We start from the raw sequence: 25,160 nt of genomic DNA on the forward strand, positions 1-25,160 counted from the left end.
CTGCCGTACCATGTGGGTCGTGACCGACGCACGCACCCAGCTCATCGACTTCATCAGCTCCGAGGCCGTCTTCCACGGCGACTTCACGCTCACGAGCGGCAAGAAGGCGACCTACTACATCGACCTCCGCAAGGTCAGCCTCGACCACCGCGTCGCGCCGCTGATCGGCCGGGTCATGGTCGACCTCATCGACGGGGTCCCCGACGTGTTCGCCGTCGGCGGGCTGACCATGGGCGCCGACCCCATCGCGGCCGCCGTGCTGCACCAGGGCGTCGCCCTCGGCAAGGACTACGACGCCTTCGTCGTGCGCAAGGAGCCGAAGGACCACGGCCGGGGCAAGCAGGTCGAGGGCCCCGAGCTCGCCGGCAAGCGCGTCATCGTGCTCGAGGACACCTCGACGACCGGTGGGTCCCCCCTCGCCGCCGCGAAGGCGCTCGAGGCCGTCGGCGCGGTGATCGCCGCCGTGGCCGTCGTCGTCGACCGCAGCACCGGCGCCCGAGAGGTGATCGAGGCCGCGGGCTATCCCTACCTCGCCGCCATCGGCCTGGACGATCTCGGGTTGCAGCCGTGACGGACGAACCCGCCGGTCGCGGCGTCGACGACGCCGACCGCGACCCGAGCGACTGGCTCGCCGCGCAGTTCGAGCCCGGCACGGAGCCGGTCTCCGACTCCGAGCCCGCGTCCGACGAGGAGCAGGAGTCGCCTCGCGAGGCCACGCCGCCCGTCCCGGTCGTCCCGGTCGTCCCCCGTCGGGCCGCGCAGCTGCCGTTCCTGGCCGTGCCGCCCCCGCCGACCGACGAGACCGCGGTGACGCGGAGCTCCGGTCACCCCATGGCCCTCGATCTCGGCGCGCTCCGCGGGGCGATGAGCCCCGGCCCCGACGAGTCCCCGACGACTCCGAGCGACGACGCTCGCCCCGCCTCGTCCCCGGAGCCCTCGCCCCCGGAGCCCTCGCCCGCGGAGCCCTCCGCCGTCGAGCGCTCCGCCGACAGGCCCGAGGATGGCGAGCCCGGGCGGTCCGTTCCCGTGCCGACCTCGACGCCCTCGCCCTCCGGCGAACCGGGTCCGTTCACGGCGATCCTGACGACGCCGGCCGCCGCGTCCGACATCTCGGCCGAGCCTCGCACGTTCGACTGGAACGCCCTGCCGCCCGAGTCCGAGACCGCGCGGTCGGAGGTCGCTCCTCCGGAGTCGCCCTCCGCACCTGCTCCCGTCGAGTCGCAGCCGACGCCGCAGGCCGCGCCGCCAGCGCCCGCGCCCGCCGTCGATGAACTCCCGCCCACCCAGGCGCACGACGTGGTGGTCTCCGACACCGCGACCCGCGCCTTCGATCTGCCCGCCGACGCCGGATCCGTCGACGAGGAGGAGCGGGTCGTCGACCACGCCCCTCCCGTCGTCGAGACCCCCGTCGTCGAGACCCCCACCGTCGCGACGCGCACGATCGAGCCCTCCTCGCCCGAGGCGCCCGCTGCTGCCGCGCCGGAGGGCCTCGTATCGCAGGCCCCCGCGTCCGAGAACGCTGCTCCCGAGGCCGCCGCGTCCGAGAACGCTGCTCCCGAGGCCGCCGCGTCCGAGGACCCTGCACCCGAGAACCCCGCTCCCGGGGAAGCCACGTCCGGGAACCCCGCCGCCGAGCCCGCCGCGCCCGAGACGCCGGCCTCGACGCCGGGCGCCCCGTGGTGGGTCGAGGAGCACCACGAGATGACCCGTCGAGAGCGCCGTCTCGCCGAGGCCGCGGGTCACCTGCCGCCGCCGGCGGCGACGCCCCCGGTCGAGACGCCCCCGGCTGGTGCTCCGGCGACTGCGCCGGTCGACGGAGCGCCCGCCGACGTCCGGGCCTCGTCGCCCGCATCCCCCGGCGACTCCGAGCCCGAGCCGACCTTCACCCAGATCCTCGGCATCATCCGCCAGCCCGAACCCGAGGAGCCGTCCGACGGGCCGCCCGCCGGGTCGTGGTCGCTCGCTGACGACGCCGACGGCGGCGACGACGTCGACCGGCCGCGTCCGGTGTCGTCCGACGACGAGGGGATCGACGACGCAGCCACGTCGGCGCTGCCCCTCCGGGCCCGCCGGACCCCGTCGGACTCGCCGCTCGCCCCCCTGTTCGGCGACTCCGGTCCCGGCGCGGACGCCGGTCCCGCCGCCGGCGATCGACCCGGCCCGAGGCGCTCCCGGTCGCCCGAGCCCGAGCCCGACCCCGTCGCGACCGGCAAGACCCCGTCGAGGAGGCGCGACGCCGGATCCCGCTCGACCCGCGCCTCCTCGGGAGGCGGCATCGAGGACTGGCCGCGCGGACGCAAGATCCTCCTCGGGGTCGGTGCCGCGGTGGTCATCGTGCTGGCGCTCCTCGCGCTCTTCCTCCTCGGGCGATCGGCGTTCGGCTCGACGGAGGCGCTCGTCGCCACGACGTCGTGGTCGATCGGCGTGACGCCGGAGGGGCCGGTCGTCACCTCAGAAGATGAGGATTGATATTGTGAAATACATGTACCACGGGTAGCATGATGGTCGGAGCGCAGCCGTGCTCCTCGACCCCCGTGAGGACTCATGAACGACACCGACCTGCTCACCCTCGCCGCCGATCTCGTCGACGCCGCACCCGGCTCCCTGGCGCTGACGGACCGCCTCTCCGACATCGGCTGGGACTCCCTCGCCAACGCGATGTTCATCGCCGAAGCCGACTCCTCCTGCGGCGTCGTCGTCGACGCCGAAGCGCTGGCTCGATGCGTCACCCTGGCCGACGTCCAGGCGCTGACCGCTCCCGTCCTCGCGTGACCGCGGATCTCGATCCCGTCGAGACCCCGGCGCTCGCCGAGACGCGCCGTCGCCTCGTCCTCGTCGGGGCCGGCGGCGCCGGTCGCGAGCTGCTCGCCCTGGTGCGGTCGTCACCGCGGTTCCTCGCCGCGCATCGCATCGACGACGTCGTCTTCGTCGACGATGCCGCTGAACGACCCGGGTCGCCGGCACCCGTCGTCTCCACGATCGACGCGTACGTCCCCGACTCCGCCGACCTCGTGCTCTGCGCGATCGGCGAGCCGCGGTCGCGGGCGTCCGTGGTCGAGCGGCTCGACGCCGTCGGAGCCGCCTATGCCACCTTCGTCCACGACACCGCCGTGATCCTCCCGGGTTCGAGCATCGGCGAAGGGTCTGTCGTCTATCCGTTCGTCGTGGTCTCGACCGATGTGACGGTCGGTGCGCACGTCTGGCTCCAGGCGTCGGCCGCGCTGGGCCACGACGTCGTCGTCGGCGACGGCGCCACCGTCAGCGGCGGGGCCAAACTGCTCGGCGGGGTCACGGTCGGCGACCGGGTGTTCGTCGCCACGGCCGCCGTCCTGAGCCCGGGCGTCGAGATCGGCGCCTCGGCCCGCGTCGGCGCCGGGAGCGTCGTCCTCCGCCGGGTCCGCCCCGAGTCGACCGTCTTCGGGGTGCCGGCCGTGATGCTGCCGGGGGCTGCGCGATGAGCCCGACCCGCGCCTCCTCGGCTCCCTTCCGCTACGCCGCCCTCGGGCCGGTCGCGTCGTTCGTCCCCCCGCGGGTCGTCGACAACGACGAGCTGAACCGCGAATTCGCCCCCGAGAACATCGACCGCCTCGCGGCGAAGACGGGCATCGTCAGCCGCCACGTCGTCGACGGCGAGACCTCGTCCGACCTGGCCGTCGGCGCGGCCGAGCGGCTCTTCCGCGAGAACGGCATCGATCGCGACGACGTCGACTTCCTGCTCCTCTGCACGCAGAGCCCCGATTTCACCATGCCGTCGACCTCCTCCCTCGTGCAGCACCGGCTCGGTCTCCCGAACCGTGTGGGCGCGCTCGACCTCACCGTGGGCTGCTCGGGCTACGTCTACGCCCTCGGGGTCGCGAAGGGCCTGATCGAGTCGGGGCAGGCCCGGACGATCCTGCTCGTGACCGTCGACACGATCTCGCGCTTCATCAACCCGGCCGACCGGCAGCTGCGGTCGCTCTTCGGCGACGGCGCCAGCGCCTCCCTCGTGACGGCGTCGGCGGAGGCGCCGGCCCTCACCGGTTTCGCCTACGGCACCGACGGCTCGGGGGTGGAGCACCTGATCGTCCCCGGTGGCGGGTTCGCCGACCCGTCGGTGCTCGCTCCGAAGTCGCTGCCCGCGGCCCGCGGGTTGACGCCGTCGGGGCGCGACCTGTACATGAACGGCCCCGAGGTGTTCACGTTCTCGCTGCGGGTGGTCCCGGAGGTCGTCGACCGCTCGCTCCGGTCGGCCGGCGTCACGATGGACGACATCGACGTGTTCGTCCTGCATCAGGCGAACGCCTTCATGCTCGAGACCCTCCGCAGGAAGCTCGGCATCGACCCGTCCCGGTTCGTCGTCGAGATGCACGAGGTGGGCAACACCACGTCGACGTCGATCCCCCTGGCGCTCGAGGCTGCTCTCGCCGGCGGGCGGGCCTCGCGGGGTCAGAAGGCCCTGTTCGTCGGGTTCGGCGTCGGTCTGTCCTGGGCGGCCGCGGTCGTCGACCTCTGATCACGGGGCGGCGCGGCGGCGGGCGCCGGGCGTCAGGCGGGCTCAGAACTCCGACGGCACGACGTCGGACTCGACCGGCTCGGCGCGCACCAGCTCGTGCACCCCGGTGAGGATCTCGTTCGGCCGGAAGGGATACCGCTCGATCTCGGCCTGATCGCTGATGCCGGTCATGACCAGGATCGTGTGCAGTCCGGCCTCGATGCCGGCCATGATGTCGGTGTCCATGCGGTCGCCGATCATCGCGGTGTTCTCGCTGTGGGCCCCGATGCGGTTCATGGCCGATCGGAACATCATCGGGTTGGGCTTGCCGACCACGTACGGCGACCTGCCCGTGGCCGCCTGGATCATCGCGGCGATGGCCCCGGTGGCGGGCAGCACGCCCTCGGCGCTCGGCCCGGTGGCGTCCGGGTTCGTCACGATGAAGCGCGATCCGCTGCGGATCAGGCGCACGGCCTTCGTGATGGCGTCGAACGAGTAGTTGCGCGTCTCGCCCACGACGACGTAGTCGGGCGCGGTCTCGGTCATGATGAACCCCGCCTCGTGCATGGCCGTCGTCATCCCGGCCTCGCCGATCACGAAGGCCGATCCGTTCGGCATCTGCGAGCGGCAGAAGTCGGCGGTCGCGAGCGCCGACGTCCAGATGCGCTCCTCCGGCACGTCGAGGCCCGACGCGCGCAGCCGGGCGGCGAGGTCGCGGGGCGTGAAGATCGAGTTGTTGGTCAGGACGAGATACGGCGTGCCCTCGTCCTGCCACTGCTGGATGAGAGCGGCGGCGCCCGGCAGCGCGTGGTTCTCGTGCACGAGCACGCCGTCCATGTCGGTGAGCCAGCATTCGACCTCGTCGCGGGGAGCCATGACGACACCTTACTGAGCCGCCCTCCGTTCCACCCCGGTCCGGTGCGCGGCCCGCCCTCCTCGGAGCGGCGGACGACGCCTCGGCCGCGTCGGCGAGGCTCGCGCCCGCGGATCGCACCGTCCGCAACCCCGGGAGGCGCGCCTCCCGGATGTCGAAGGCCGTAGCCTGGTCCGATGCCCCAGGACGACGCCCCCGACCCGACCGCGAGCGGGACCACGCCTCCTCGGCACGGGGTGGGCCCCTGGCCCGGCGGCGAGTCCGAATGGCCGGCCGACGACCGGTACGACCGCGACCTGCTGCGCGACGGCGACTCGCGCAACGTCATCGACCGGTACCGGTACTGGACGATGGAGGCGGTCGTCGCCGACCTCGACGCGCACCGGCATCCGTTCCACGTGGCGATCGAGAACTGGCAGCACGACATGAACATCGGGTCGATCGTGCGGAGCGCGAACGCCTTCGCGGCCGACACCGTCCACATCGTCGGTCGTCGCCGCTGGAACAAGCGCGGAGCCATGGTCACCGACCGGTATCAGCACGTGGTGCACCACCCCGACGTCGAGTCGTTCCTGGCGTGGTCGCAGGAGGCCGGGCTGCCCGTGCTGGCGGTCGACAACGTGGAGGGGTCGGTGCCGATCGAGACGTTCGACCTGCCGGAGCGCTGCGTGCTGCTCTTCGGTCAGGAGGGGCCCGGTCTCAGCGACGAGGCGCTCGCGGCGTCGGAGGCGGTGCTCGAGATCTCGCAGTTCGGGTCGACCCGCAGCATCAACGCGTCGGCCGCGGCAGCCGTCGTCATGCACGCGTGGGTGCGTCAGCACCGGTTCGGGCGCCCGCCGAGCTGAGATGCCCGAGGAGGTGCGTGGCGGCTCGATCCCAGACGGCGCGGTGGTCGAAGCGCTCGGCCACCGACTCCGCCGCGGCCGCCGCCAGGGAGGCCGCGAGGCGGCGATCGGTCAGGACGGCACGGAGCGCGCCGGCGAGCGCCACGTCGTCATGTCGGGGCACGACGAGTCCGGTCACGCCGTGTCGGACGACCTCGGCGAGGGCCGGCGCGTCGCTGACGACGACGGGCACCCGGGCGCAGCTCGCCTCGAGCACGACCGAGCCGAGGCCCTCGCGGTGGGAGGGCAGGCAGAGCACGTCGAACGCGGCCAGCACCTCGGACGCGTGGTCGACGGGGCCGTGCACGACGAACCCGTCCCCGTCGAGGAGCCGGAGGGTCTCGGGCGGGAGGTCGGCCAGGCCCTCGTCGGGGCCCACGATCACGAGGTGCGCGGGGAGGCCCTCCCGTCGGAGTCGGGCGACGGCGGACGTCAGCTCGACGAGGCCCTTCGCGGCGCAGGCCCGGCCGACGAAGCCGACGACGAGGGCGTCCTCGTCGATGGCGTGCGCCGCGCGGACCGCGCGACGCCGCCCGTGGTCCCGGCCGGCCGCCGCGAACCCCTCGACGTCGACACCGCCCACCGAGCCGTCGCCGAGCACCGTCGTCGTGGCTGTCGGGATGCCGAGCTCGCCGCAGGTGTCGACCAGCGATGCGCTGACGGCGACCGTCTCGGTCGACGAGGCGGCCACGATGCGCTCGGCGGCGAGGCTGATGCGGCGCGGCAGACCCGTCTGGGTCTCGAGCCGCAGGCCGTGCAGCACGTGGACCCGGCGGGGGACCCGCGCGACGGCCGCCGCCAGCGCGGTGACCAGTGACGCCTTGGGCGTGCCGTAGACGACGACGGCCGGCCGCAGACGCAGCAGGAGCCGGGTGGTCGCGACGAGCGCGCGCACGTCGTCGACCGGCGACGGGTCGCGGACGAGCGGGAGCGCGTGCGCCCGCACGCCCTCCCGGCGACCGACCGCGGCCAGGCGACCCGTGTCGCCCGACGCGATCGCCAGCGGGGCGACGCCGCGGCCGAGCCAGTGCCGCACCTGACCCGCGTAGAGCACGTCGAGGCTCACGTCGGCGGTCGTGACGAGCAGCACGCCGCGGCGTGACCGCCGCGTGATCGGCGACGGGAGGTAGCGAGGGCGCCGGAGCCCCAGGTGCCGCGTGATCTGGGCGGCGCTCCACACCGCGTCGCGGGCCCGCTGGGCGGAGGGCGGCGAACCGAGCGCTGCCGCGAGTCGGCGGCGCCCGGCGAGGACGCTGCGGCTCGCCGCGCCCCAGGGCGGCGTCCGGCGGCTGTGCTGCCCGTCGTGCACGCGGTACGAGGTCAGGGCCTCGGGCACGTTGTCGATCGGACCGACGGTCGCGAGGCGCAGCCAGAGGTCGTAGTCCTGCATCCGGGTGCAGCGGAGGTCGTAGCCGCCCACCAGGTCGAAGGCGGAGCGGCGGTAGGTCGTCGCCGAGTGGGTGAGGACGTTCCGGGTCAGCAGTGCGCGTCGCAGATCGCGGCCCGAGAGGGCGGCGAGATGGCGGAGGGGCGTCCCCTCGGCGTCGACGACCGTCACCGACGATCCGAGCGCCACGAGGTCGGGACGCGAGGCGAAGACCTCCATCTGCCGGGCGAGGCGTTCGGGTTCGGCCCGGTCGTCGGCGTCGAGGCGGGCGACGAACTCCCCCCGCGACGCGGCGATCCCGGCGTTCAGCGCGAACGGCGTGCCGCTGCGGCGGGGGAGACGGACCACGAGGAGGCGCGGGTCGGCCGGCAGGGCGTCCTCGTCTCCCGTGGCCCCGTCGAGCACGACGACGACCTCGAGGGGCGACCACGTCTGCCCGAGGGCCGACGAGACGGCCTCGAGCAGGTAGTCGTCGACGGCGATCGCCGGGATGACGACGGACACGAGGGGCGAGGGCATGGGTCTCCTGACGATCTGCAAACATGAGATACTTTACATTATTTTGACAGAGAGCGACAGGCCCAGCGCCTCCCCTCGTGCGGCGGATAGCCTGGTCCGCATGCCCTCCCAGAACCTGCTCGGTGTTCCCGAGACCCGCCTGCCCGCCGAGCCCGAGGTGCTCGCCGACCTCGAGACCATGACCCGGGCGGAGGTCGCGGCCGCGCATCCTCGGTCGTCGCTCGCGTGGGCGCTGCTGTCCGACGAGACGGCGGCGCGGGGCGCGCACCTCGAGGCCTACGCCTACGCGCGGGTCGGCTATCACCGGGGGCTCGACGCCCTCCGCGGCGCGGGCTGGCGGGGGCAGGGTCCCGTGCCGTGGAGCCACGAGCCGAACCGGGGCGTGCTCCGCTCGCTCTACGCGCTCCGCCGAGGGGCTGCCGCGATCGGCGAGGAGTCCGAGGTCGAGCGCCTCGGGACCTTCCTCGACGACGCCGACCCGACGGCGGTCGCGGGCATCGAGTCGTGAGCGGCGCTGTGTAATATCTTTCGGTTGCCATATCGTCTGTGCTTAGATTGCCCCACCGCCCCCACGAGGGGGCGTCGAGAGGGGCGTAGGCATGAGCAGCACAGTCGTTGTCGTCGGGCAGGGGTACGTCGGGTTGCCCCTGGCGATGCGAGCGGTCGAGGTCGGCTACCGCGTCGTCGGCGTCGATCTCGACCGCGACCGGATCGACGGCCTCCTGGCGGGGTCGTCGTACGTCGACGACGTCACCGACGAGGCCCTCCGGGCCGCGGCCGATTCGGGCCGATATCACGTCACATCGGACTACGACGAGGTCGGTGACGACTTCGACGTCGCGGTCATCACCGTGCCGACCCCGCTCCGAGACGGTCTGCCCGACCTCTCGTTCGTCGAGAGCGCCTCGCGGTCGCTGTCCGGGCGGCTGCGGCACGGGGCCACCGTCATCCTCGAGTCGACCACGTATCCGGGCACGACCGACGAGCTCGTCGTGCCGATCCTCGAACAGGGCTCGGGCCTCCGCGCCGGTCGCGACTTCCACGTCGGCTACAGCCCCGAGCGCATCGACCCCGGCAACCGCCGGTGGGGCTTCGTCGAGACCCCCAAGGTCGTCTCGGGCATCGACGCCCCCTCGCTGACGGCGGTCACGAGGTTCTACGACGACCTCGTCCTCCGCACCGTCCCGGTCTCCGGCACCCGCGAGGCCGAGCTGACGAAGCTGCTCGAGAACACGTTCCGACACGTCAACGTGGCGCTGGTGAACGAGCTCGCCGTCTTCGCGCACCGACTCGGAGTCGACGTCTGGGAGGCCATCGACGCGGCGTCGACCAAGCCCTTCGGCTTCATGCGGTTCACGCCGGGCCCGGGCGTCGGCGGTCACTGCCTGCCGATCGACCCCAGCTACCTGTCGTGGCAGGTGAGACGCCGACTCGGTCAGCCGTTCCGGTTCGTCGACCTGGCCAACGACGTCAACGAGCACATGCCCGACCACGTCGTCGAGCGGGTGCAGTCGATGCTGAACGACTGCTCGAGGTCGGTCCGGGGGTCGCGCGTGCTGCTCGTCGGTCTCGCGTACAAGAAGAACTCGGGTGATGTGCGCGAGGCTCCGGCCCTCAAGATCGCCCGCTCCCTGCTGCAGCAGGGGGCCGAGGTCGTCGCCGTCGACCCGCACGTCCACGAGCGGTACTGGCCCGCCGACATCCGTCGCGTCGACCTGGTCCGCGACGTCGTGTCCGAGGTCGACGCCGCCGTCGTGGTCACCGATCACGACGGCGTGGACCTCTCGCTGCTCCACGGCGTGCCCACCTTCGACACGCGCCACGTGCTGACGGGCGACCACGTCGTGGCGCTCTGACCGTCACGACGTGAAGGTCCTCTACTACGGCGTCCACGACGACGCCTACCCGCGGAACTCCCGCATCCGCGGCCACCTGGCCGAGCGCTACGGGGCCCGAGTCGTCGTCGCCGCCCGCAGCCGTCGTCGGGGGCGCCTCGTCCGGGCCCTCGACGACGCACGGGGACTCTGGCGCGGCTCCCGCGACGTCGACGTGATCGTGGTCTCCGAGATGCGGTCGAGCCACGCGCCTTGGGCCTGGCTCGCGTCCCGGCTCCGCGGGGCCCTGCTGGTCGTCGACTGCTTCATCGGCCTGCACGAGACGGCCGTGCTCGACTGGGGGTCCGTCCGACCGGGGTCGCTGCGGGCGCTGCGGCTCCGACTGCTCGATCGGCTCGCCGTCCGCCTCGCCGACGTGGCCCTCAGCGACACCGAGCCCCGAGCGGAGTCGCTCCGCCGTCTCGGGGGCTCGACCCCGGTCGTCGTCCTCCCGGTCGGTGCGCCGGCCTGGGCGCGCGACCTGCCCCCGACGGATCCGGGCGGCACCCTCCGGGTCCTCTACTACGGCAACTACATCCCCCTCCACGGCACCGAGACGGTCATCGAGGCCCTCGAGATGACCGTGCCGCACCGGTCCGTCGAGTTGACGCTCATCGGGGGAGGACCGCGTCGGGACGGCATCCGCCGACTGGTCGACCGCTCCGGGTTGAGCGCCTCCTGCCGGTTCGTCGATCCTGTTCCCGAGAGCGATCTCCGAGCGGCCATCGCCGAGAGCGACGTCGTGCTGGGGGTCTTCGGCGACTCGGCCAAGGCGCGATCGGTCGTGGCCAACAAGGTCTGGCAGGGTCTCGCCTGCGGTCGGACGGTCATCACCCAGCGCAGCACCGCCCTCGACGAGCTGCAGGTCGTGGCCGGGGCGCGACTCGTGCAGACCGAACCGGGCGACGCCTCGTCGGTGGCCGCGGCCCTCGTCGCATTCGGGCGGAGCGATCATCGCCCGACCGCTCGCACCCCGGGCCCGGTCGCACCGGCTCTCGAGGCCCTCGTGGCCCGGGGGTACGCGAGCCTCGACGCGCACCTCGGCGCGGCGGGCGACCGACGGTGACGCGCCTCCTCGGCCAGGTCACGACCCTGCTGCTCTACGGCGCCTCGCCTCTCGTCGCCGCCCTCGCCCCGTTCGCCGTCGTGCCCGCCGTCACGAGCCGCTACGGCGCCGACGGCTGGGCGGCCTGCGCCGTGGCGCTCTCGGTCGGGGCGGGTGCCGCGGTCGTCGCCGAGCTCGGGTGGGTGGTCGTCGGCCCGCAACGCGTGGCGCGGGACCCGGCCTGCTGCGCCGAGGTGCATCACGACGCCCTCGCCTCGCGTCTCGTCGCCCTGGTCGTCGTCGCTCCGATCGCCGCCGTCGCGGTGGCGCTTCTCGTCGACGAGCACCGCGCGGCGGCGGTGCTGCTGACCCTCGGCATCGCCGCGGGTGCCCTGAGCCCCACGTGGCTCTCCGTCGGCCTCGGGAGACCGGGTCTCACCCTGCTCTGCGAGGCCGTGCCCCGGGTCGTCCTCGCCCTGGCGGCGGCGGCCGTCATCGCGGTCGGCGGCCCGCTCGAGGCGTACGGCCTCGCGTCGCTGACGGCGGCGGCCGTGACCCTGGTCGCCGCCGGTCGGGCCGTGGGCGTCCGGATCACCCCCACCGGCGAACGCCTCCTCGCCGTGCCGTCCATCGTGCGGGGGCAGCTCGTCGTCACGACGGGCCGCGCCGTCACGGCCTTGTACAAGACGCTGCCCGCCGCCCTGCTGCAGAGCGTGGCGCCGGGCTCCGTCGCGGCCTTCGGCGCGATCGACCGTCTGGCCCGAGCCGGGCTCGGCGTCGTCGCGATCGTCCCCCAGCGGCTGCAGGTGTGGGTCGGCACCCCCGACGCGGACCTGGCCGTGCGCCGCACCGTCGCGTCGCTCGCCGTGAACGCCGCCCTGGCCCTGGCCTCGGCCGTCGCCGTGCTGGTCGCCCTGCCGCCCGCCGTCGAGGTGCTCTTCACCGGCGTCGTCGAGGTCGAGCAGGGCGCCGTCGCCGTGGCCGCCCTGCTCGTCGCCCTGACGTGCCTGTCCCGGGCGTTCGGCCTCGCGCTCGTCACGCTCGGGGTCGTCCGCGTCACGACCGTCGCCGCCATCGCGGCCGCGGCGATCGGGGTGACGGGCGTGCTGTGGGGCGGCGCGGCCGGCGGTGCGACCGGGGCCCTCCTCGGCGTCGCGGCCGCCGAGGCCGTCGCCGTGGGGGTCCAGGCCGCGGTGGTGGTGCCCCTCCTCGTCGGCTCGCGCCGCGCCTCCCCGGGGTCCCCGACGTGATCGGCGGCTCGGTCGACGCGGGCGTCGTCGGCGCCGCGGCGCTGATCGTCGGGTCCTCCGGCACGGTCGGGGCTCTGCTCGTGCCCGCTGCGGCCCGGCGCGGTGCGGTCCTGGTGGCTGCGGTGGCCCTGCTCGTGGCCACGGCCTCGTCGGCGGCGCCCGAGGGGGTCCGCACGGGTGCCGTCTACGGCGCGATCGGCCTGCTGGCGGCGGCGGCGGCCCTGGGCCCCGGCGCGCCGTCGGCTCCCCGGGGCGGAGCGATCGTCGGTCTGACCGCGGTCTCCTTCACCGTGGCGCTCGCGACGACGGTCGTCGGCGACCCCGAGGCCGTGGGGCTCACGGTGCGCGTCGGGGCGCTGGCCGTCGGCGCCGCCTGGTGCGTGCTCCGGGCCTCGCCGACCGACCTCCGCGTGCTCGGGGCGGGCGTCGTCGTCATCGCATCGCTCGAGGTCGCCCTGGGTCTCGTCGAGTTCGCGACGGGCGACCCGGTGCCCTGGGGGCGCCGCCACCGCGACGTGAACGACTACGTGCTGGTGAACACCCTCCTGCCCGGGGGGCTCGAGCGCGTGCAGGGGACCCTCGGGCATCCGATCACCTACGGCGTCGTCCTGTGCACGGCGTTCGTGGTCACGGTCGCCGCGGGCCGCCGGGTCCCGCTGCCCGCCCGGGTGCTGGTCGCCTCGGCTCTGATGGTAGGCATGCTGCTGTCGGGCAGTCGCAGCGTCGTCCTCGCCGCCATCCTGGCCGTCGCCGTGCTCGTCGTCGCGGCGAGCGAGGGGCGGGGGGCCGTCCGCGCCGCCGCGGCCCTCCTCGGCGTCGGAGTCGCCGTCGTCGTCTTCGTCGACGAGCTCGGCGTCGCCTCCGACCGGTTCGTCTCGTCCGGATCGTACGAGAACCGGGCGGGCACCATCGGATCCGTCCCCCGCCTCCTGGGCCGGCCCCTGCTCGAGGTCGTGTTCGGCAGCGGGGTGGGCACCGTCGAGCGGCTCTACGACGAGGGGCTCTTCCCTCAGGACGGCTTCTGGGTGCTCGACAACCAGCTCGTGACCACGCTCGCCACCCAGGGGGTCCTCGGCGTCGCCCTGTCGGTGGCCGTCCTGGTGATCGCGCTCGCGACCCGAGACCCCCTGGCACGGGCGCTCTGCGCCGTGTTCGTCGGGATGCTCGTCACCTTCGACTACGTCTTCTGGCCCTCCATGACCGTCCTCGCATCCGGTGCCGCGGCGCTCGCCGGTCGCCCGCCCGACCCCGGCCCCGACCTCGACCTCGACCCACCAGGGAGCGCCCCATGATCCGCCAGCAGCAGCAGCAGCAGCAGCAGCAGCAGCCCGGCCGAGCCGTCTCCGCAGCCGTCGCAGACCCCCTCGGCCCCGGCGAGCGCCGTCCCCGGGTCGCGATCATCGGCACGCGCGGATACCCGAGCCACTACGGCGGGTTCGAGACGGCCGTCCGCCGACTCGCTCCCGCGCTCGCCGACGCCGGCTGGGACGTCACCGTCTACGGCCGCCCCGGGGCGACGACCGCCGACGGGGCCGACCCGCGCATCGTGCGTCGCGAGACCCGGGGGCTCGAGACGCGTTCGCTGAGCACGCTGACCTACGGGTTCACGGCCACCGCGGACGCCGTGCGGCGGCGACCCGACGTCGTACTGGTGATGAACTGCGCCAACGGCTTCTGGTTGCCGCTGCTGCGCTGGCGCGGCGTGCCGACGCTCGTCAACGTCGACGGCATCGAGTGGGAGCGCGCCAAGTGGGGTCGCCTGGCGCGCGCCGTGTTCCGGGCCGGCGCGGTCGCGACGGCCCGCTGGGCCGATCGCATCGTCTGCGACGCCCGCGAGATCGAACGTCGCTGGCGCGACGAGTTCGGGGTCGAGGGGGTGTTCGTGCCCTACGGTGCCGATGCGCCGGACGCCTCGACGGCGGAGCTCGCCGAGGCCGACTCCGCTCTCGTGCCCGGCGGTTACGTGCTGTTCGTGGCTCGTCTCGTCCCGGAGAACACCGTGGCGGAGTTCGTCGCGGCGGCCGAGCTCATCGCGCGACGACACCCCGTCGTGATCGTCGGCACGAGCGGCTACGGCGGGGCTCTCGACGAGCGTGTCGCCGACCTCGCCGCCCGATACCCGAACGTCGAGCACCTGGGTCACCTGCGCGACGACCGCCGCCTCTTCGCGCTCTGGCGGAACGCCGGCGTCTACTTCCACGGGCACAGCGTCGGGGGGACGAACCCCGCCCTCGTGCAGGCGATGACCTGCGGGGCGCCGGTCGTCGCGCGAGACACCGTCTACAACCGCGAGGTGCTCGGCGAGACCGGCGTCTTCGTCGCCCCCGAGCCCGGCGAGATCGCCCGTGCCGTCGTGGGGCTCCTCGACGACCCGACGAGGCGGGCCGACCTCGGCGCGGCGGTCCGCCGACGAGCTCGGCGACACTACGCCTGGAGCGACGTCTGCGCGGCCTACGAGTCCCGACTGCGCGAGCTGCTCGGCTGACTCCGCCCGGCGCGACGGGCTGTGCGTGCGACGACGTCTTGGTGCGACGACGCGTCGGTGCGACGGAGCGCCCGTGCGACGACGCGAGTGGTCCGCCGACGTGGTCCGCCGCTGCGCGGCGCGCCTCAGGCCGTCGCCGGGTCGACCTCCGGTGCCGTGCGCGGCGCCGTGTAGCCGTAGCCGTACCCGTACGACTGCGGGCCGGTCGGTCGGAGCATCGTCGCGACGACTCCGAACGAGGTCGCACCGAGCGACGAGAGGGTCTCGAGGGCCGTGGCCAGCTGCCCGCGGGTCGCGCGGCCGGCAGCCGCCACGACGATCGCCCCGTCGGCGAGTCGGCTCAGCACGGCCGCGTCGGTGACCGGGAGGAGGGGCGGGGCGTCGAGCAGGACGTGGTCGTAGTGCCGGGCGAGCTCGCCGAGCAGGTCGGCCATGCGGTTGCTCCCGAGCAGCTCGCTCGGGTTGGGCGGCAGGGTGCCCGCGGGGAGGACGGCGAGGCCGCCGCGGCCCCACGGCTGGACGGCGTCGGCGAGATCCGCCCGCCCGAGCAGCACGTCGGAGACCCCCACGGCCCCTTCGAGACCGAGGAGCTCCGCCAGCCGGGGCAGGCGCAGATCGGTGTCGACCACGATCACCTTCGAGCCGGTCTCGCTGAGCGCCACGGCGAGGTTGGCCACGGTGGTGGTCTTGCCCTCGGCGGGCAGTGCCGAGGTCACGACGAGGCAGCGTGCCGTGCGGTCGAGGCCGATGAACTGCACGCTCGTCCGCAGCGCGCGGAACGACTCGGCGAACGGGCTCCGCGGGTCCACGGCGACGACGAGCGGTCGCTGCCCGGCGTCGCGGTCGAAGGCCAGCGCGCCGAGGACGGGGCCGCCGGTGACCGCCTCGATGTCGGCGCGGTTGCGGATGCGGGTGTCGAGGCGGGCCCGGAGGGCGGCGGCCGCGACGCCGGCGCAGAGCCCCACCAGGCCGCCGAGCAGCAGATCGACGACCAGGTCGGGACTCGACGGGGTGGTCGCGACCACCGGGGGCGCCAGCGTCTCGACGCCGACGAGGCTCGTGCCGCCGGGGGCCGGCGTCTCGAGCTCGTCGACGACGACCGTGCGGAAGCTCTCGGCGATCGCGCCGGCGAGCCGTGCGGCCCGGGACGGGTCGGCGTCGACCACCGTGATGCGGATGTTGACCGTGCCGACCGGTGTCTCGGCGGACACCTGCGGTGCCAACGACGAGAGGGTCGTCTCGTCGTCGAGATCGTCGACGACGGGCTGCAGGACCCGGGGGCTCGTCGCGACGCCCACGTACGACTGCACCTTCTGCTGCGCGGCGGCGTTGCCCTGGACGAGCTCGCCCGCCGTCGTCGTGGCGGCCGAACGGACCGACACGAACAGCAGGGTCGACGACGTGTAGAGCGGAGCCGTCATCGCGACGGCGGCGGCGCCGAGGGCGATGCCGACGAGGGTGATGGCGACGACCAGCAGCGCGGACCGGCGCAGGGCGCCGAGGAGGTCGAGGGGGGTCATCGGCTGGCCGTCCGTTCGAGGGGAGCGAGGTGCGGTGCCAGCACGGCGAGCCGGTGCAGCGCCGCGTCGAGGGACCGGTCGATGGTCAGCTCGGAGGCGGTGGAGTGGACGTGGTCGGAGACGAGGCGTCGCAGGTCGGGATCGCGGCGGAGGTCGCGGACGGCGGTGTCCCAGGCCCCGTGATCGTCCAGGGGGAGGACGAAGCGCCGGCGGAGCCCCGGATCGGTGTACAGGGCGGGTGCCGCGCCCGTTCCCTCGCTCAGGAGCACGGGCACGCCGGCCGAGGCGGCCTCGACGGGACTGCGTCCGAAGGCGTCGCGGAAGGACGTCGTCACGGCCACGCCGGCGTCGCCCCAGAGCCGGTCCGCGGGGAGCCAGCCGGCCCATTCGAGTCCGTCGGGTCGGCGGGCGCGCAGCTCGTCGTCGAGCGGACCGGTGCCGTGGAGGCGCGCCGGGCCCCCGACGCGGCGCACGAGGTCGAGGAACTCGCCCGGCCCCTTCTCGACCGAGAGCCGCCCGGCCCAGACGAGCGGCCCCTCCTGCTCACCGGTCGAGGTGCGGGGCAGGCCGGGCACCCCGGCCTGCACGATCGCGGGTTCGCGGACCCTCGACACCTGGTCGGCGAGTGACGGCGATGTGGCCCAGACGTCGTCGAGGCGGCGGAGCGCCCGCGACTCGAGGGTCGTGAGGAGCAGGCGGCGGGCACGGGCCTGCTCGCCGGCGGCCGGCCAGGGCAGGCCGCGCACCCAGGCGATCCGCGGTCCGTGGCGAAGAGTCCGCGACGCGGCGACCACCATGTCGCTCTGGGGAACGAGAGAGATGACGACGTCGGCGCGGCGGACGTCGGGGTCCGCGTGGACGATGCGGTGCACGTCGCGGAGGACGTCCACGCCGTGCCGGGAGATCGACGTCTCGGTCACGCCGGGGGAGTGCGTCACCGCACCGGGCGCCTCGGGCCGGACCCCGATCAGCGCAGTCCAGGGCAGGCCCCGCGCGCGTGCTGCGCCGACGAGGTCGTGGGCCGAGCGGTAGACGCCGCTCCGGGCCATGAGCGGGGCTGCGACGAGGGCGACCCTCATCGAGCGGCCTCGGCGACCGGCGACGGCGACCCCGCCGCCGCGGCCAGGATCGTCTCGGCCTTGGGGCGCCAGGTCGCGTCGTGCGGGATGACGCTCGGTCGACGGGCGACCCGTGGTCCGGAGCGTCGCCACCCGCCGAGTCGGGCGGCGTGGCCGTCGAGGGGCAGGACGGTCACGCCGTCGAGCCCCCGGCTGTCGCATCCGTCGACGGGGGTGGTCAGCACGGGCAGCCCCGCCGCCCGGTACTCGTACGTCTTGATGATGTCGCCCCCGACCTCGCCGCCCGGGGAGCCTCCCGAGCTGCCGACCCGGTGCGGCACCCACCCGACGTCGAAGCTCCGCAGGAGGGCCGGGACGTCGTCGTAGTGCACGTCGCCGAGCAGGGTGACGTTCGGCATCGAGGCCAGCGGCCGGCGGTAGCCGCGGTCGAGCACCGGGCCGGCGAAGACGAACCCGACCTCGGGCTCCGCCTCGATGCAGTCGATGATGCCGTCGAGGTCGAGCCGGCGCCCGATCTTGCCGACGTACCCGACGGTGAGCGGCCCGGAGGCCGCGCTGGTGTCGTCGAACCGCTCGGGATCGCAGCCGTTCGGCAGCAGCACGACGTCGTCGCGGCCGAACCGCCGGGCGAGGGCGACCGTGCCCTCGCCGTTGGCCGTCACGTGACACGCGCTGGCGAAGGCGGCCGAGTAGGCGCGCTCGACATCGGCGCGGATGCCGGCGAAGGCATGGTGCACGCTCCAGTCGTCGAGCAGATCCAGCACGGTCGTCCGCCCGGTCACGAAGGGATTCGAGCGCGGCAGCGCCAGCGCCGTGAAGGGGTTCCAGACGACCGCGGGCACGTCGCGCCAGTCGTCGGGCAGCCCCGGGTACGCGTCCGCCGAACGCGTCCACCACCGGCGCCGGTCGCGCGGGTCGGGCAGACGCCAGGTCGTCGTCTCGACGGGGTGCGTGCCGGCGGCGACGCCCCCTCCGTCGCCTCGAGGGCCCCCGACGCGGCGGAGGGCACCCGCGGCGCGGAGTACGACCGGCTCGGGTCGCGACACGACGGCGACGCCGCCCCGGCCGCCCGTGAGGCGCCCCAGCCATTCGACGAGATGCGCGTCGCGCGTGCGATAGCCCTCGGTGGTGAACTTCCCCTGGCCGTGCATCGGGTAGGCCAGGACGGCGGGCGGAGGTTTCGCGGGGATCGTGTGCATCACGACAGTTTTGTTCACCGACATGTGGAACGTCAAGACGACATGCCACAGCAGGAGGCGCGGGTCGGCTGATGCTCGACCCGCGCCTCCTCGGTTCCGGCCCCGGCGGGGCCCCGGCGTCAGCCGATCAGCGAGGGGCGGAGGTCGCGAAGGGTCCGGCGGCGGGTCATCCGCGCGGCGGCCAGATACGACACGAGCAGCGCCCCGAGCAGCCAGCAGGCGAGCACGGCCGCGTCGCCGGTCGCGGTCACGAGGCTGCCGCCGTACATGACCTGCCGCAGCCCGTCGGTCGCGTAGCTCATCGGCAGGGCGAAGTGCAGCGCCGCGAGGGGGGCGGGCAGGGTCTGCCAGGGGAACGTGCCCCCGGCGGTCACGAGCTGGACGACCATCAGCACCAGTCCGAGGAACTGACCCACGCTGCCGAGCAGCACGTTGAGCATCATGATGATCGCGGCGAACGTCGCCGAGGCGAGCACCATGAGGCCCACCATGCCCCATGGATGGGCGACGTCGAAGCCGAGCGGGCCCGTGACGATGCCGAACAGGGCGACCATCTGCACGAGGCCGAGCAGGGCGGGGGCCAGCCAGCCGGCGGTCACGACGCGACCGGGCGCCTTCACGGCCGTGATGGCCCGCTTCGACAGCGGCTTCACGATGAGGAACAGCGCGTAGATGCCGATCCAGGCCGCGAGACTGATGAAGAACGGCGCGAGTCCGGCGCCGTAGGTGCCCGCGCTCGTCAGGGCGCGGTCGGTCACGGACACCGGGTCGGAGATCGCCGACGCCTGATCGTCCCGGGACTGCTCGTTGCTGGCCGGGATCTGCGCCAGACCGTTCTGCAGACCGTCTGAGAGCCTGGTGCTGCCGTCGCGCAGCTGCACGAGGCCGTCGTGGAGCTCGACCGTGCCGTCGGCGAGCGTGCCGAGCCCCGTGGCGAGCGTCGCCGCTCCGGAGTCGAGCGTGCCGAGGCCGTCGGCGAGCGCGGCGGCCCCCGAGTCGAGGGTGTCGAGCCCGTCGGCGAGGTCTGAGGCTCCGGAGGCGGCGCTCGCGGACCCGGAGGCCAGCTGCGACGAGCCGTCGGCGGCCGACGAGACGCCCGCGGTGAGCGCCGGCGTCCGCTCGGCGAGGGTGCTCGTCCCCGCGGCCACCTGGTCGGCGCCCGCCGCCAGGGTCGACACGGAGCCGTCGAGGGCCTGGAGCTGCGCGTTCGCATCGGTCAGCCGGGTGGTGAGATCGTCGGTGACCGGCGCGAAGGTCGCGGCGATCGCGGCGATCTGGTCGGCGTCGTAGCCCTGGGCGGCCAGGGCGGCCTGGATGTCGGCCCGAGCGGCGGCCTGGGCCTGGGGGAGCGCGTCAACCGCTCGCTGGCTGTCGGCGGCTGCTCCGCCGACGGTGGTCGCCAGCTGGTCGTTGCCCGCCGCGACCCGAGCGGCCCCGTCGGCGAGGGCCTCGGTCTGCGTGGGCAGATCGGCGGTGCCCGAGCGCAATTGCTGAAGGCCGGTGTCGAGGGCCGCGGCCCCCGTGCTCAGGGTCGCGGTGCCGTCGGCGAGGGTGCGAGCCCCGGAGTCGGCTGCCGCCGCGCCCGCGGCCAGCTGATCGGCGCCCTGGTGGGCGTCGGCGGCCCCGGAGGCCAGGCGGTCGGCGCCGTCACGGGCGTCGGCGGCGCCCGCCGAGAGCCGGTCGGCCCCTCCGACGCTCGTCCCCAGTCCGTCGTTCAGCTGCGCCGACCCGTCGGCGGCGTCGCCGAGACTGGTGCGGATGTCGGACAGGCCGACCAGCAGCTGAGTCGCGGCCTCCTTGCCGACCCGCTCGGTCACGGAGGCTCGGATGGTCTTCGCGGCCTGCTCCGCGATGGTCGTCGACAGGTAGCTGTTGGTGTCGTTCGTCGCGAGCACGATCTGCGCACGCCGGGGGTCGTCGCCCGACGCCGACACGAGGTCGGCGCTGAAGTCGCTCGGGATCGTGAAGGTGAAGTCGTAGGTTCCGTCCTCCAGGCCGGCCCGCGCCTCCTGGGCGGTCGTCTCGTGCCAGTCGAAGTCGCCGCCGTCGAGCACCTCCTTCGTGACGTCGTCGCCGTAGTCGACCGCGTCGCCGTCGGAGACGGCGCCCGCGTCGGAGTTGACCAGCGCGGCCGGCACCTGATCGAGCTTGGCGTACGGGTCCTGGTTGGCCCAGAGGTAGAGGCCGCCGTACAGCAGGGGGACGGTCATCAGCGCGACGAGGGCCAGCCGGGCGAGGCCCGTCGAGGTGAGTCGCTGGAACTCGGAACGGACGAGCGTGACGATCTTCACGAGGGGTCGCTTTCGGGTGTCGGAGACGGGGCGTCGTCGTCGACGTCGGGGAGGGGGAGGGAGGCCTGGGCGAGCGCCGCGTAGCTCGTCACGGTGAGCACCGTGTAGTCGCGGTCGACGAGGTCGCGGACGACCTCGAGCCAGGCCGCGACATCGCCGCCGTGTCGCTCGGGGGTCGTGAGGACGAGCCCGCGCACCTCCGGTCGCAGCACGGCCAGTTCGGCGAGCAGCCGCACCCGTCGGTCGGTCGGGAGGGAGTGGAGGCGCGTCCGTCGGTGCTCGTCGAGCCCGAGCGATCCGATCAGGAGCGCGACCGAGGCGCGGTCGCTGCGGAGCCCGGCGAGGGCGAGCTCCTCCCGGACGACCTGCGCGACCGTCAGGGAGCCGAACGGCTCGGCGACGCCGGGGGTGTCCACGAGGGCGACGGAGGCGCGGATCGCCGCGGCGTCGTCGGACCCGTCGAGCAGCACGCCCCCGTGGTCGGGGCTCATCCGACCGCCCGCGACGAGGCTGGCGACGGTCGGGCCGTTCTCGGTCTCGACGGCGACGAAGCCGGGGCGGCCGCGGTCCGCGACGACGCTCAGCGGGGCGAGCGGGGCGCCGGGGCCGTCGCCGACCGCGGCGGCGACGAGTTCGAGCCTCATGCCGTCGCCTCGTGGTCGACCGGCTCGAGGGTGGGGAGTGCGGGGAGGGCGAGCTCGGGGTTCCGCGCGATGAGGTCGTCGGCCTCGCGCCAGCTCAGCCCGATCACGGCCAGGACGGCGAGCATGACGAGGCGGTGGCCCTCGTCGCGCCCGAGATCGCGGGTGGTGGCCTCGTCGAGCACCGAGAGGGCGGCGCCCTCGACGAGGTGCGCGAGCGTGTCGACGTCGATGTCGGGTCGCATGCGGCCCTCGATGACGCCGCGACGGACGGTCTCGCGGACGTAGGCGCGAAGCGGGGCGAGAGCCTCGCCCACGGCATGCATGAGGGGGCCCCGCACGGTGAGCTGGGCCATCACGCGCACGTGCTCGACCTCGGACCACAGTCGGGCGCCGAGCGCCGCGAGCTGGACGACCGGGTCGCTCGAGCCCGGCTGGACGACGACGGCTGCCCCGATGCGGGCGGCGCCGCGCAGGGTGACCTCCCGGACGAGGTCGTCGCGGGTGGCGAAGTGCCCGTAGACGCTCCGCCGCGACAGGCCGGCCTCGGCGGCGATGGCCTCGAGGGGCACGGTCGGGTCGGAGTTCAGGAGGCGCACCGCGGCCGCCATCAGGGCCTCGCGGTTGGCGGTGGCGTCGCGTCGCGGCGCTCGCGTGCGGGTGGTCGTCGTGTTCACGTGCCGATCTTACGATCTTGCACACGGCTGTGCAAGATGCTGGACGGAGCCGATCACCTGAACCCCCAGTTCACGGGTCGCCGCAGGGGACGATCGTGTCCCCCTTTCGGCGGACACGTCGGAAAACCTACTGTGACCAGCACTTCTCTGGGATCCCACGGGGGAATCGGCGATATCCGGTCAGCGTCCGCGGGGTATCCCGAATGCGAACCGTCCCCCATCGCACCCCTGCGGGTGAACAGACTCGAGAGCGCCCGCCCCGCGGGCCCCCTCAGGCACCACCGACGCACCAGGACTCCCATGCCCCAGACCCGACGTGACGACACGACCGTCGTCCGCCCGTCCGGAGTCGTCCCTCTGCTCGTGGCCCTGGCTCGTCCGCTCTTCGCCTTCCACATGGAGATGTACCGACGCGATCTCGCGTCCGCCGTGTTCCCCCGCGACGAGCGCAGTTCCGCCATCGGCGGGCCCGATCCGGAACGCATCGCCTTCATCGGCAGCATCGCCGTCGCCGGCATGGGCGTCCTCAGCCACGGCATGACGACCTCCAGTCAGGTCGCCACCCGCGTCGCACGCGCTCGCGGGCGGGGCCTGTCGTGGTCCGAGCTCTCGTCGCCCGTCCTCACCGCGCGCACCGCGGCCACCGTGCCCACCCTCTCGGCGGCCGGGGCCGGCGCCGCGGTGATCTTCCTCGGGATCGCCGACGTCCTGTCGGCCACGAGCCCCCGGGCCTGGGAGCGCGACCTCAGGATCCTCGTCCAGCGCGTCCGCGAGGAGGCCGGCCCCGACTGCGCGGTCGTGTTCGCCGCGATCCCGCCCCTCGCGCGGTTCCGACCGATCCCCCCGACGGCCTGCCGGCTGATCGCCGCGCAGGTCGACCGCCTCAACACGGTCACCGAGCGACTCGCCCGCGAGCTGGTCGGCGTCGATCATGTCGGGTTCCCGGCCGAGGCGATCGACTCCCTCACCGTCCACGGCCTCTTCTCCTGGTCGACCCTGCACCGGACCTGGGCCGAGATCGTCGCGCCCCGGGTCCATGCGGCGCTCGACGGCGTCGACGCGCGCCGCGTCGGGGTCGAGCTCGACGAGCGCGCGGATGCTCCGGTCGTCGCCCCTCCGTCGCCGGCGATCGCGCCCGGCCTCGTCGTCAGCGGATCACCCGAGGGGTCGTCGAGCCCCGTCGTCGCCTGACGCCAGCCGACACGCATGACGACGGGCCGTCCACCGGTGGAGGTGGACGGCCCGTCGTGAGCGGCTGGAGCGCGTCGGCGCTCGGAGCGAGAACGCTCCGCGTTCTCCTCAGCTCCGTCTGCCGCGCTGGAGCGCGTCAGCGCGAGAAACGCAGTCGCTGGCGCGCCTGCCTCAGTTTCCCGACGCGCTGGAGCGCGTCAGCGCTCGGAGCGAGAACGCTCCGCGTTCTCCTCAGCTCCGTCTGCCGCGCTGGAGCGCGTCAGCGCGAGGAACGCAGTCGCTGGCGCGCCTGCCTCAGTTTCCCGACGCGCTGGAGCGCGTCAGCGCGAGAAACGCAGTCGCTGGCGCGCCTGCCTCAGTTTCTCGCGCCCATCAGGTGCTCGACGGCGAGCTGCTGCAGGCGGACGAAGCCGTAGCCGTGTCCGCCGAAGTGCGAGTCCGCGTCGAAGTCCTCGTACGAGGCTCGATCGGCGAGGAGGGCCTCGTAGCCCTCGCCCTCGCCGAGCGTCGGGGTCGACAGCTCGGCGACCTGGCTGGCGACCAGCGCCTCCTGCACCTCGGGGTCGGCGCGGAAGGCCTGCGCGCGCTCCTTGAGCAGCAGGTACATGCGCATGTTCGCCGCAGCCGACTCCCACACGCCGTCGATGGTCTCGGTGCGCGAGGGCTTGTAGTCGAAGTGACGAGGGCCGGTGTAGCTCGGGCCGCCCTGGGGGGCGCCGTGCTCGAGCAGGTCGACGAGCGAGAACGCGTTCTGCAGGTCGCCGTGACCGAAGACCAGGTCCTGGTCGTACTTGATGCCGCGCTGGCCGTTCAGGTCGATGTGGAACAGCTTGCCCTGGTAGAGCGCCTGAGCGATGCCGGCCGTGAAGTTCAGGCCCGCCATCTGCTCGTGCCCGACCTCGGGGTTGACGCCGAACAGCTCGGGGCGCTCGAGCGTGTCGATGAACGCGATGGCGTGGCCGAGAGTCGGCAGCAGGATGTCGCCGCGGGGCTCGTTGGGCTTCGGCTCGATGGCGAAGCGCAGGCCGTACCCCTTGTCGGTCACGTACTGGGCGAGCATGTCGACGCCCTCCTTGTAGCGCGACAGGGCGGCCTGCACGTCCTTGGCGCTGTCGTACTCGGCGCCCTCGCGGCCGCCCCACATGACGAACGTCTCGGCGCCGAGCTCGGCGGCGAGGTCGATGTTGCGGAGGACCTTGCGGAGGGCGAAGCGACGCACGCCGCGGTCGTTCGACGTGAAGCCGCCGTCCTTGAAGACCGGCGCGCTGAACAGGTTGGTCGTGACCATGGGCACGACGATGCCGGTCGCGTCCAGGGCGCCCTTGAGGCGGTCGATCTGCTTCTGGCGCTCGGCCTCGGTCGACCCGAAGGCGAAGAGGTCGTCGTCGTGGAAGGTGAGCCCGTAGGCGCCGAGCCGGTCGATGTTCTCGACGGCCTCGACCACGTCGAGGTCGGGGCGCGTGGGGCCGCCGAAGGGGTCGGCGCCGGTGTAGCCGATCGTCCAGAGGCCGAACGAGAACTTGTCTTCGCGGGTGGGGGTGACGGACATCAGCGTCCCTTTCGTGGTCGGTGTCGCGAGCCCCCGGGAGGCGGCGGTCGCGATTGTTGTCGACTACAACTTATACGCCACGAGGGCTGCGGTCGAGGGTCTCGTTCATTTTGTTGATCGGTCCGACAAACGCCTTGCGCATCATCCGGGGGTGTCGTATGGTCTCCTCACGAACCCGGTCGAAGCGCTTCGCCTCCACCGCGGCACGAGGCAGACGACGGTGA

22 protein-coding genes are annotated in these 25,160 nt (G+C 73.9%); 13 read left to right on the top strand and 9 right to left on the bottom strand.

What is annotated here, in order from left to right:
- The first annotated feature begins 19 nt into the window (after positions 1 to 19).
- The 5 genes from pyrE (at position 20) to ASF17_RS13560 (ending at position 4,492) form a co-directional block, all read left to right on the top strand.
- Positions 20 to 571 (top strand): orotate phosphoribosyltransferase, encoded by a 552-nt coding sequence (gene pyrE / locus ASF17_RS13540; protein WP_235476645.1) that lies wholly within the window; start codon positions 20 to 22, stop codon positions 569 to 571.
- Positions 568 to 2,469, top strand: a complete 1,902-nt coding sequence (locus ASF17_RS13545; RefSeq protein WP_055801137.1) for a hypothetical protein — start codon at positions 568 to 570, stop codon at positions 2,467 to 2,469. The genes pyrE and ASF17_RS13545 overlap by 4 nt, the downstream gene beginning before the upstream one ends.
- Positions 2,470 to 2,544: 75 nt before the next feature.
- Complete coding sequence (locus ASF17_RS15660) at positions 2,545 to 2,772, top strand: phosphopantetheine-binding protein (RefSeq protein WP_055801141.1); 228 nt, start codon at positions 2,545 to 2,547, stop codon at positions 2,770 to 2,772.
- Positions 2,769 to 3,458, top strand: a complete 690-nt coding sequence (locus tag ASF17_RS13555; protein ID WP_055801145.1) for a NeuD/PglB/VioB family sugar acetyltransferase — start codon at positions 2,769 to 2,771, stop codon at positions 3,456 to 3,458. Before ASF17_RS15660 ends, ASF17_RS13555 begins: the two co-directional genes overlap by 4 nt.
- Complete coding sequence (locus ASF17_RS13560; protein ID WP_082475394.1) at positions 3,455 to 4,492, top strand: ketoacyl-ACP synthase III; 1,038 nt, start codon at positions 3,455 to 3,457, stop codon at positions 4,490 to 4,492. The genes ASF17_RS13555 and ASF17_RS13560 overlap by 4 nt, the downstream gene beginning before the upstream one ends.
- A gap of 42 nt (positions 4,493 to 4,534) precedes the next feature.
- Here ASF17_RS13560 and ASF17_RS13565 read toward each other — a convergent pair whose 3' ends face one another.
- Positions 4,535 to 5,347: an HAD-IIA family hydrolase gene (locus tag ASF17_RS13565; protein WP_055801148.1), complete on the bottom strand. Its 813-nt coding sequence runs from the start codon at positions 5,345 to 5,347 to the stop codon at positions 4,535 to 4,537.
- 174 nt (positions 5,348 to 5,521) lie between these two features.
- On the opposite strand from ASF17_RS13565, the gene ASF17_RS13570 reads away from it, so the two are divergent.
- Positions 5,522 to 6,190, top strand: a complete 669-nt coding sequence (locus tag ASF17_RS13570) for a TrmH family RNA methyltransferase (RefSeq protein ID WP_055801151.1) — start codon at positions 5,522 to 5,524, stop codon at positions 6,188 to 6,190.
- On the opposite strand, the gene ASF17_RS13575 is transcribed toward ASF17_RS13570, so the two are convergent.
- Positions 6,141 to 8,135 (bottom strand): glycosyltransferase, encoded by a 1,995-nt coding sequence (locus tag ASF17_RS13575; protein ID WP_055801153.1) that lies wholly within the window; start codon positions 8,133 to 8,135, stop codon positions 6,141 to 6,143. The genes ASF17_RS13570 and ASF17_RS13575 overlap by 50 nt on opposite strands.
- A 100-nt stretch (positions 8,136 to 8,235) precedes the next feature.
- Here ASF17_RS13575 and ASF17_RS13580 point away from each other — a divergent pair, with 100 nt between their 5' ends.
- The 6 genes from ASF17_RS13580 (at position 8,236) to ASF17_RS13605 (ending at position 14,789) form a co-directional block, all read left to right on the top strand.
- Entirely contained in the window at positions 8,236 to 8,643 is a 408-nt protein-coding gene (locus tag ASF17_RS13580; protein ID WP_055801158.1) for a DUF3151 domain-containing protein, read from the top strand.
- 91 nt (positions 8,644 to 8,734) lie between these two features.
- The gene (locus tag ASF17_RS13585; RefSeq protein WP_055801162.1) at positions 8,735 to 9,991 is read left to right on the top strand and encodes a nucleotide sugar dehydrogenase; all 1,257 of its coding nucleotides are present in this window, start codon (positions 8,735 to 8,737) and stop codon (positions 9,989 to 9,991) included.
- 10 nt (positions 9,992 to 10,001) lie between these two features.
- A complete protein-coding gene (locus ASF17_RS13590; protein ID WP_055801165.1) occupies positions 10,002 to 11,075 on the top strand; it encodes a glycosyltransferase in 1,074 nt (357 codons plus the stop codon).
- Positions 11,072 to 12,304 carry a hypothetical protein gene (locus ASF17_RS13595; RefSeq protein ID WP_055801168.1) on the top strand — a complete coding sequence of 411 codons (1,233 nt, stop codon included), beginning with the start codon at positions 11,072 to 11,074 and terminating at the stop codon, positions 12,302 to 12,304. The genes ASF17_RS13590 and ASF17_RS13595 overlap by 4 nt, the downstream gene beginning before the upstream one ends.
- Entirely contained in the window at positions 12,301 to 13,596 is a 1,296-nt protein-coding gene (locus ASF17_RS13600; RefSeq protein WP_055801172.1) for a hypothetical protein, read from the top strand. Before ASF17_RS13595 ends, ASF17_RS13600 begins: the two co-directional genes overlap by 4 nt.
- Positions 13,593 to 14,789, top strand: coding sequence for a glycosyltransferase (locus ASF17_RS13605; RefSeq protein WP_082475395.1), 1,197 nt, complete (start codon positions 13,593 to 13,595; stop codon positions 14,787 to 14,789). The genes ASF17_RS13600 and ASF17_RS13605 overlap by 4 nt, the downstream gene beginning before the upstream one ends.
- A gap of 125 nt (positions 14,790 to 14,914) precedes the next feature.
- On the opposite strand, the gene ASF17_RS13610 is transcribed toward ASF17_RS13605, so the two are convergent.
- From ASF17_RS13610 to ASF17_RS13630, 6 genes are all read right to left on the bottom strand, one after another.
- On the bottom strand, positions 14,915 to 16,309 hold the full coding sequence (locus tag ASF17_RS13610) for a polysaccharide biosynthesis tyrosine autokinase (protein WP_055801177.1): 1,395 nt from the start codon (positions 16,307 to 16,309) through the stop codon (positions 14,915 to 14,917).
- Positions 16,306 to 17,388 carry a glycosyltransferase family 4 protein gene (locus tag ASF17_RS15380; RefSeq protein ID WP_156357442.1) on the bottom strand — a complete coding sequence of 361 codons (1,083 nt, stop codon included), beginning with the start codon at positions 17,386 to 17,388 and terminating at the stop codon, positions 16,306 to 16,308. The genes ASF17_RS13610 and ASF17_RS15380 overlap by 4 nt, the downstream gene beginning before the upstream one ends.
- Complete coding sequence (locus tag ASF17_RS13615) at positions 17,385 to 18,587, bottom strand: glycosyltransferase (RefSeq protein WP_162236428.1); 1,203 nt, start codon at positions 18,585 to 18,587, stop codon at positions 17,385 to 17,387. Before ASF17_RS13615 ends, ASF17_RS15380 begins: the two co-directional genes overlap by 4 nt.
- Before the next feature lie 119 nt (positions 18,588 to 18,706).
- On the bottom strand, positions 18,707 to 20,878 hold the full coding sequence (locus ASF17_RS13620; protein ID WP_055801180.1) for a YhgE/Pip domain-containing protein: 2,172 nt from the start codon (positions 20,876 to 20,878) through the stop codon (positions 18,707 to 18,709).
- Entirely contained in the window at positions 20,875 to 21,522 is a 648-nt protein-coding gene (locus tag ASF17_RS13625) for a hypothetical protein (RefSeq protein ID WP_055801184.1), read from the bottom strand. The genes ASF17_RS13620 and ASF17_RS13625 overlap by 4 nt, the downstream gene beginning before the upstream one ends.
- Positions 21,519 to 22,196 (bottom strand): TetR/AcrR family transcriptional regulator, encoded by a 678-nt coding sequence (locus ASF17_RS13630; RefSeq protein WP_235476646.1) that lies wholly within the window; start codon positions 22,194 to 22,196, stop codon positions 21,519 to 21,521. The genes ASF17_RS13625 and ASF17_RS13630 overlap by 4 nt, the downstream gene beginning before the upstream one ends.
- 300 nt (positions 22,197 to 22,496) lie before the next feature.
- Here ASF17_RS13630 and ASF17_RS13635 point away from each other — a divergent pair, with 300 nt between their 5' ends.
- Positions 22,497 to 23,387 (top strand): GDSL-type esterase/lipase family protein, encoded by an 891-nt coding sequence (locus tag ASF17_RS13635; protein WP_055801186.1) that lies wholly within the window; start codon positions 22,497 to 22,499, stop codon positions 23,385 to 23,387.
- A gap of 355 nt (positions 23,388 to 23,742) precedes the next feature.
- On the opposite strand, the gene xylA is transcribed toward ASF17_RS13635, so the two are convergent.
- Positions 23,743 to 24,936, bottom strand: a complete 1,194-nt coding sequence (xylA, locus tag ASF17_RS13640) for a xylose isomerase (RefSeq protein ID WP_055801190.1) — start codon at positions 24,934 to 24,936, stop codon at positions 23,743 to 23,745.
- Positions 24,937 to 25,160 lie beyond the last annotated feature (224 nt).

The sequence above is a fragment of the Frigoribacterium sp. Leaf263 genome, from assembly GCF_001422285.1.
In the GTDB taxonomy this organism is placed as follows: domain Bacteria; phylum Actinomycetota; class Actinomycetes; order Actinomycetales; family Microbacteriaceae; genus Frigoribacterium.

What these genes read in the sequence shown, in the direction of transcription:
- ASF17_RS15380 (WP_156357442.1), bottom strand. Translation starts at nt 17,388, where the DNA reads ATGAGGGTCGCCCTCGTCGCAGCCCCGCTCATGGCCCGGAGCGGCGTC.
- ASF17_RS13610 (WP_055801177.1), bottom strand. Translation starts at nt 16,309, where the DNA reads ATGACCCCCCTCGACCTCCTCGGCGCCCTGCGCCGGTCCGCGCTGCTG.
- ASF17_RS13585 (WP_055801162.1), top strand. Translation starts at nt 8,735, where the DNA reads ATGAGCAGCACAGTCGTTGTCGTCGGGCAGGGGTACGTCGGGTTGCCC.
- ASF17_RS13570 (WP_055801151.1), top strand. Translation starts at nt 5,522, where the DNA reads ATGCCCCAGGACGACGCCCCCGACCCGACCGCGAGCGGGACCACGCCT.
- ASF17_RS13565 (WP_055801148.1), bottom strand. Translation starts at nt 5,347, where the DNA reads ATGGCTCCCCGCGACGAGGTCGAATGCTGGCTCACCGACATGGACGGC.
- ASF17_RS15660 (WP_055801141.1), top strand. Translation starts at nt 2,545, where the DNA reads ATGAACGACACCGACCTGCTCACCCTCGCCGCCGATCTCGTCGACGCC.
- xylA (WP_055801190.1), bottom strand. Translation starts at nt 24,936, where the DNA reads ATGTCCGTCACCCCCACCCGCGAAGACAAGTTCTCGTTCGGCCTCTGG.
- ASF17_RS13575 (WP_055801153.1), bottom strand. Translation starts at nt 8,135, where the DNA reads ATGCCCTCGCCCCTCGTGTCCGTCGTCATCCCGGCGATCGCCGTCGAC.
- ASF17_RS13625 (WP_055801184.1), bottom strand. Translation starts at nt 21,522, where the DNA reads ATGAGGCTCGAACTCGTCGCCGCCGCGGTCGGCGACGGCCCCGGCGCC.
- ASF17_RS13560 (WP_082475394.1), top strand. Translation starts at nt 3,455, where the DNA reads ATGAGCCCGACCCGCGCCTCCTCGGCTCCCTTCCGCTACGCCGCCCTC.
- ASF17_RS13605 (WP_082475395.1), top strand. Translation starts at nt 13,593, where the DNA reads ATGATCCGCCAGCAGCAGCAGCAGCAGCAGCAGCAGCAGCCCGGCCGA.
- ASF17_RS13615 (WP_162236428.1), bottom strand. Translation starts at nt 18,587, where the DNA reads ATGCACACGATCCCCGCGAAACCTCCGCCCGCCGTCCTGGCCTACCCG.
- ASF17_RS13635 (WP_055801186.1), top strand. Translation starts at nt 22,497, where the DNA reads ATGCCCCAGACCCGACGTGACGACACGACCGTCGTCCGCCCGTCCGGA.
- ASF17_RS13580 (WP_055801158.1), top strand. Translation starts at nt 8,236, where the DNA reads ATGCCCTCCCAGAACCTGCTCGGTGTTCCCGAGACCCGCCTGCCCGCC.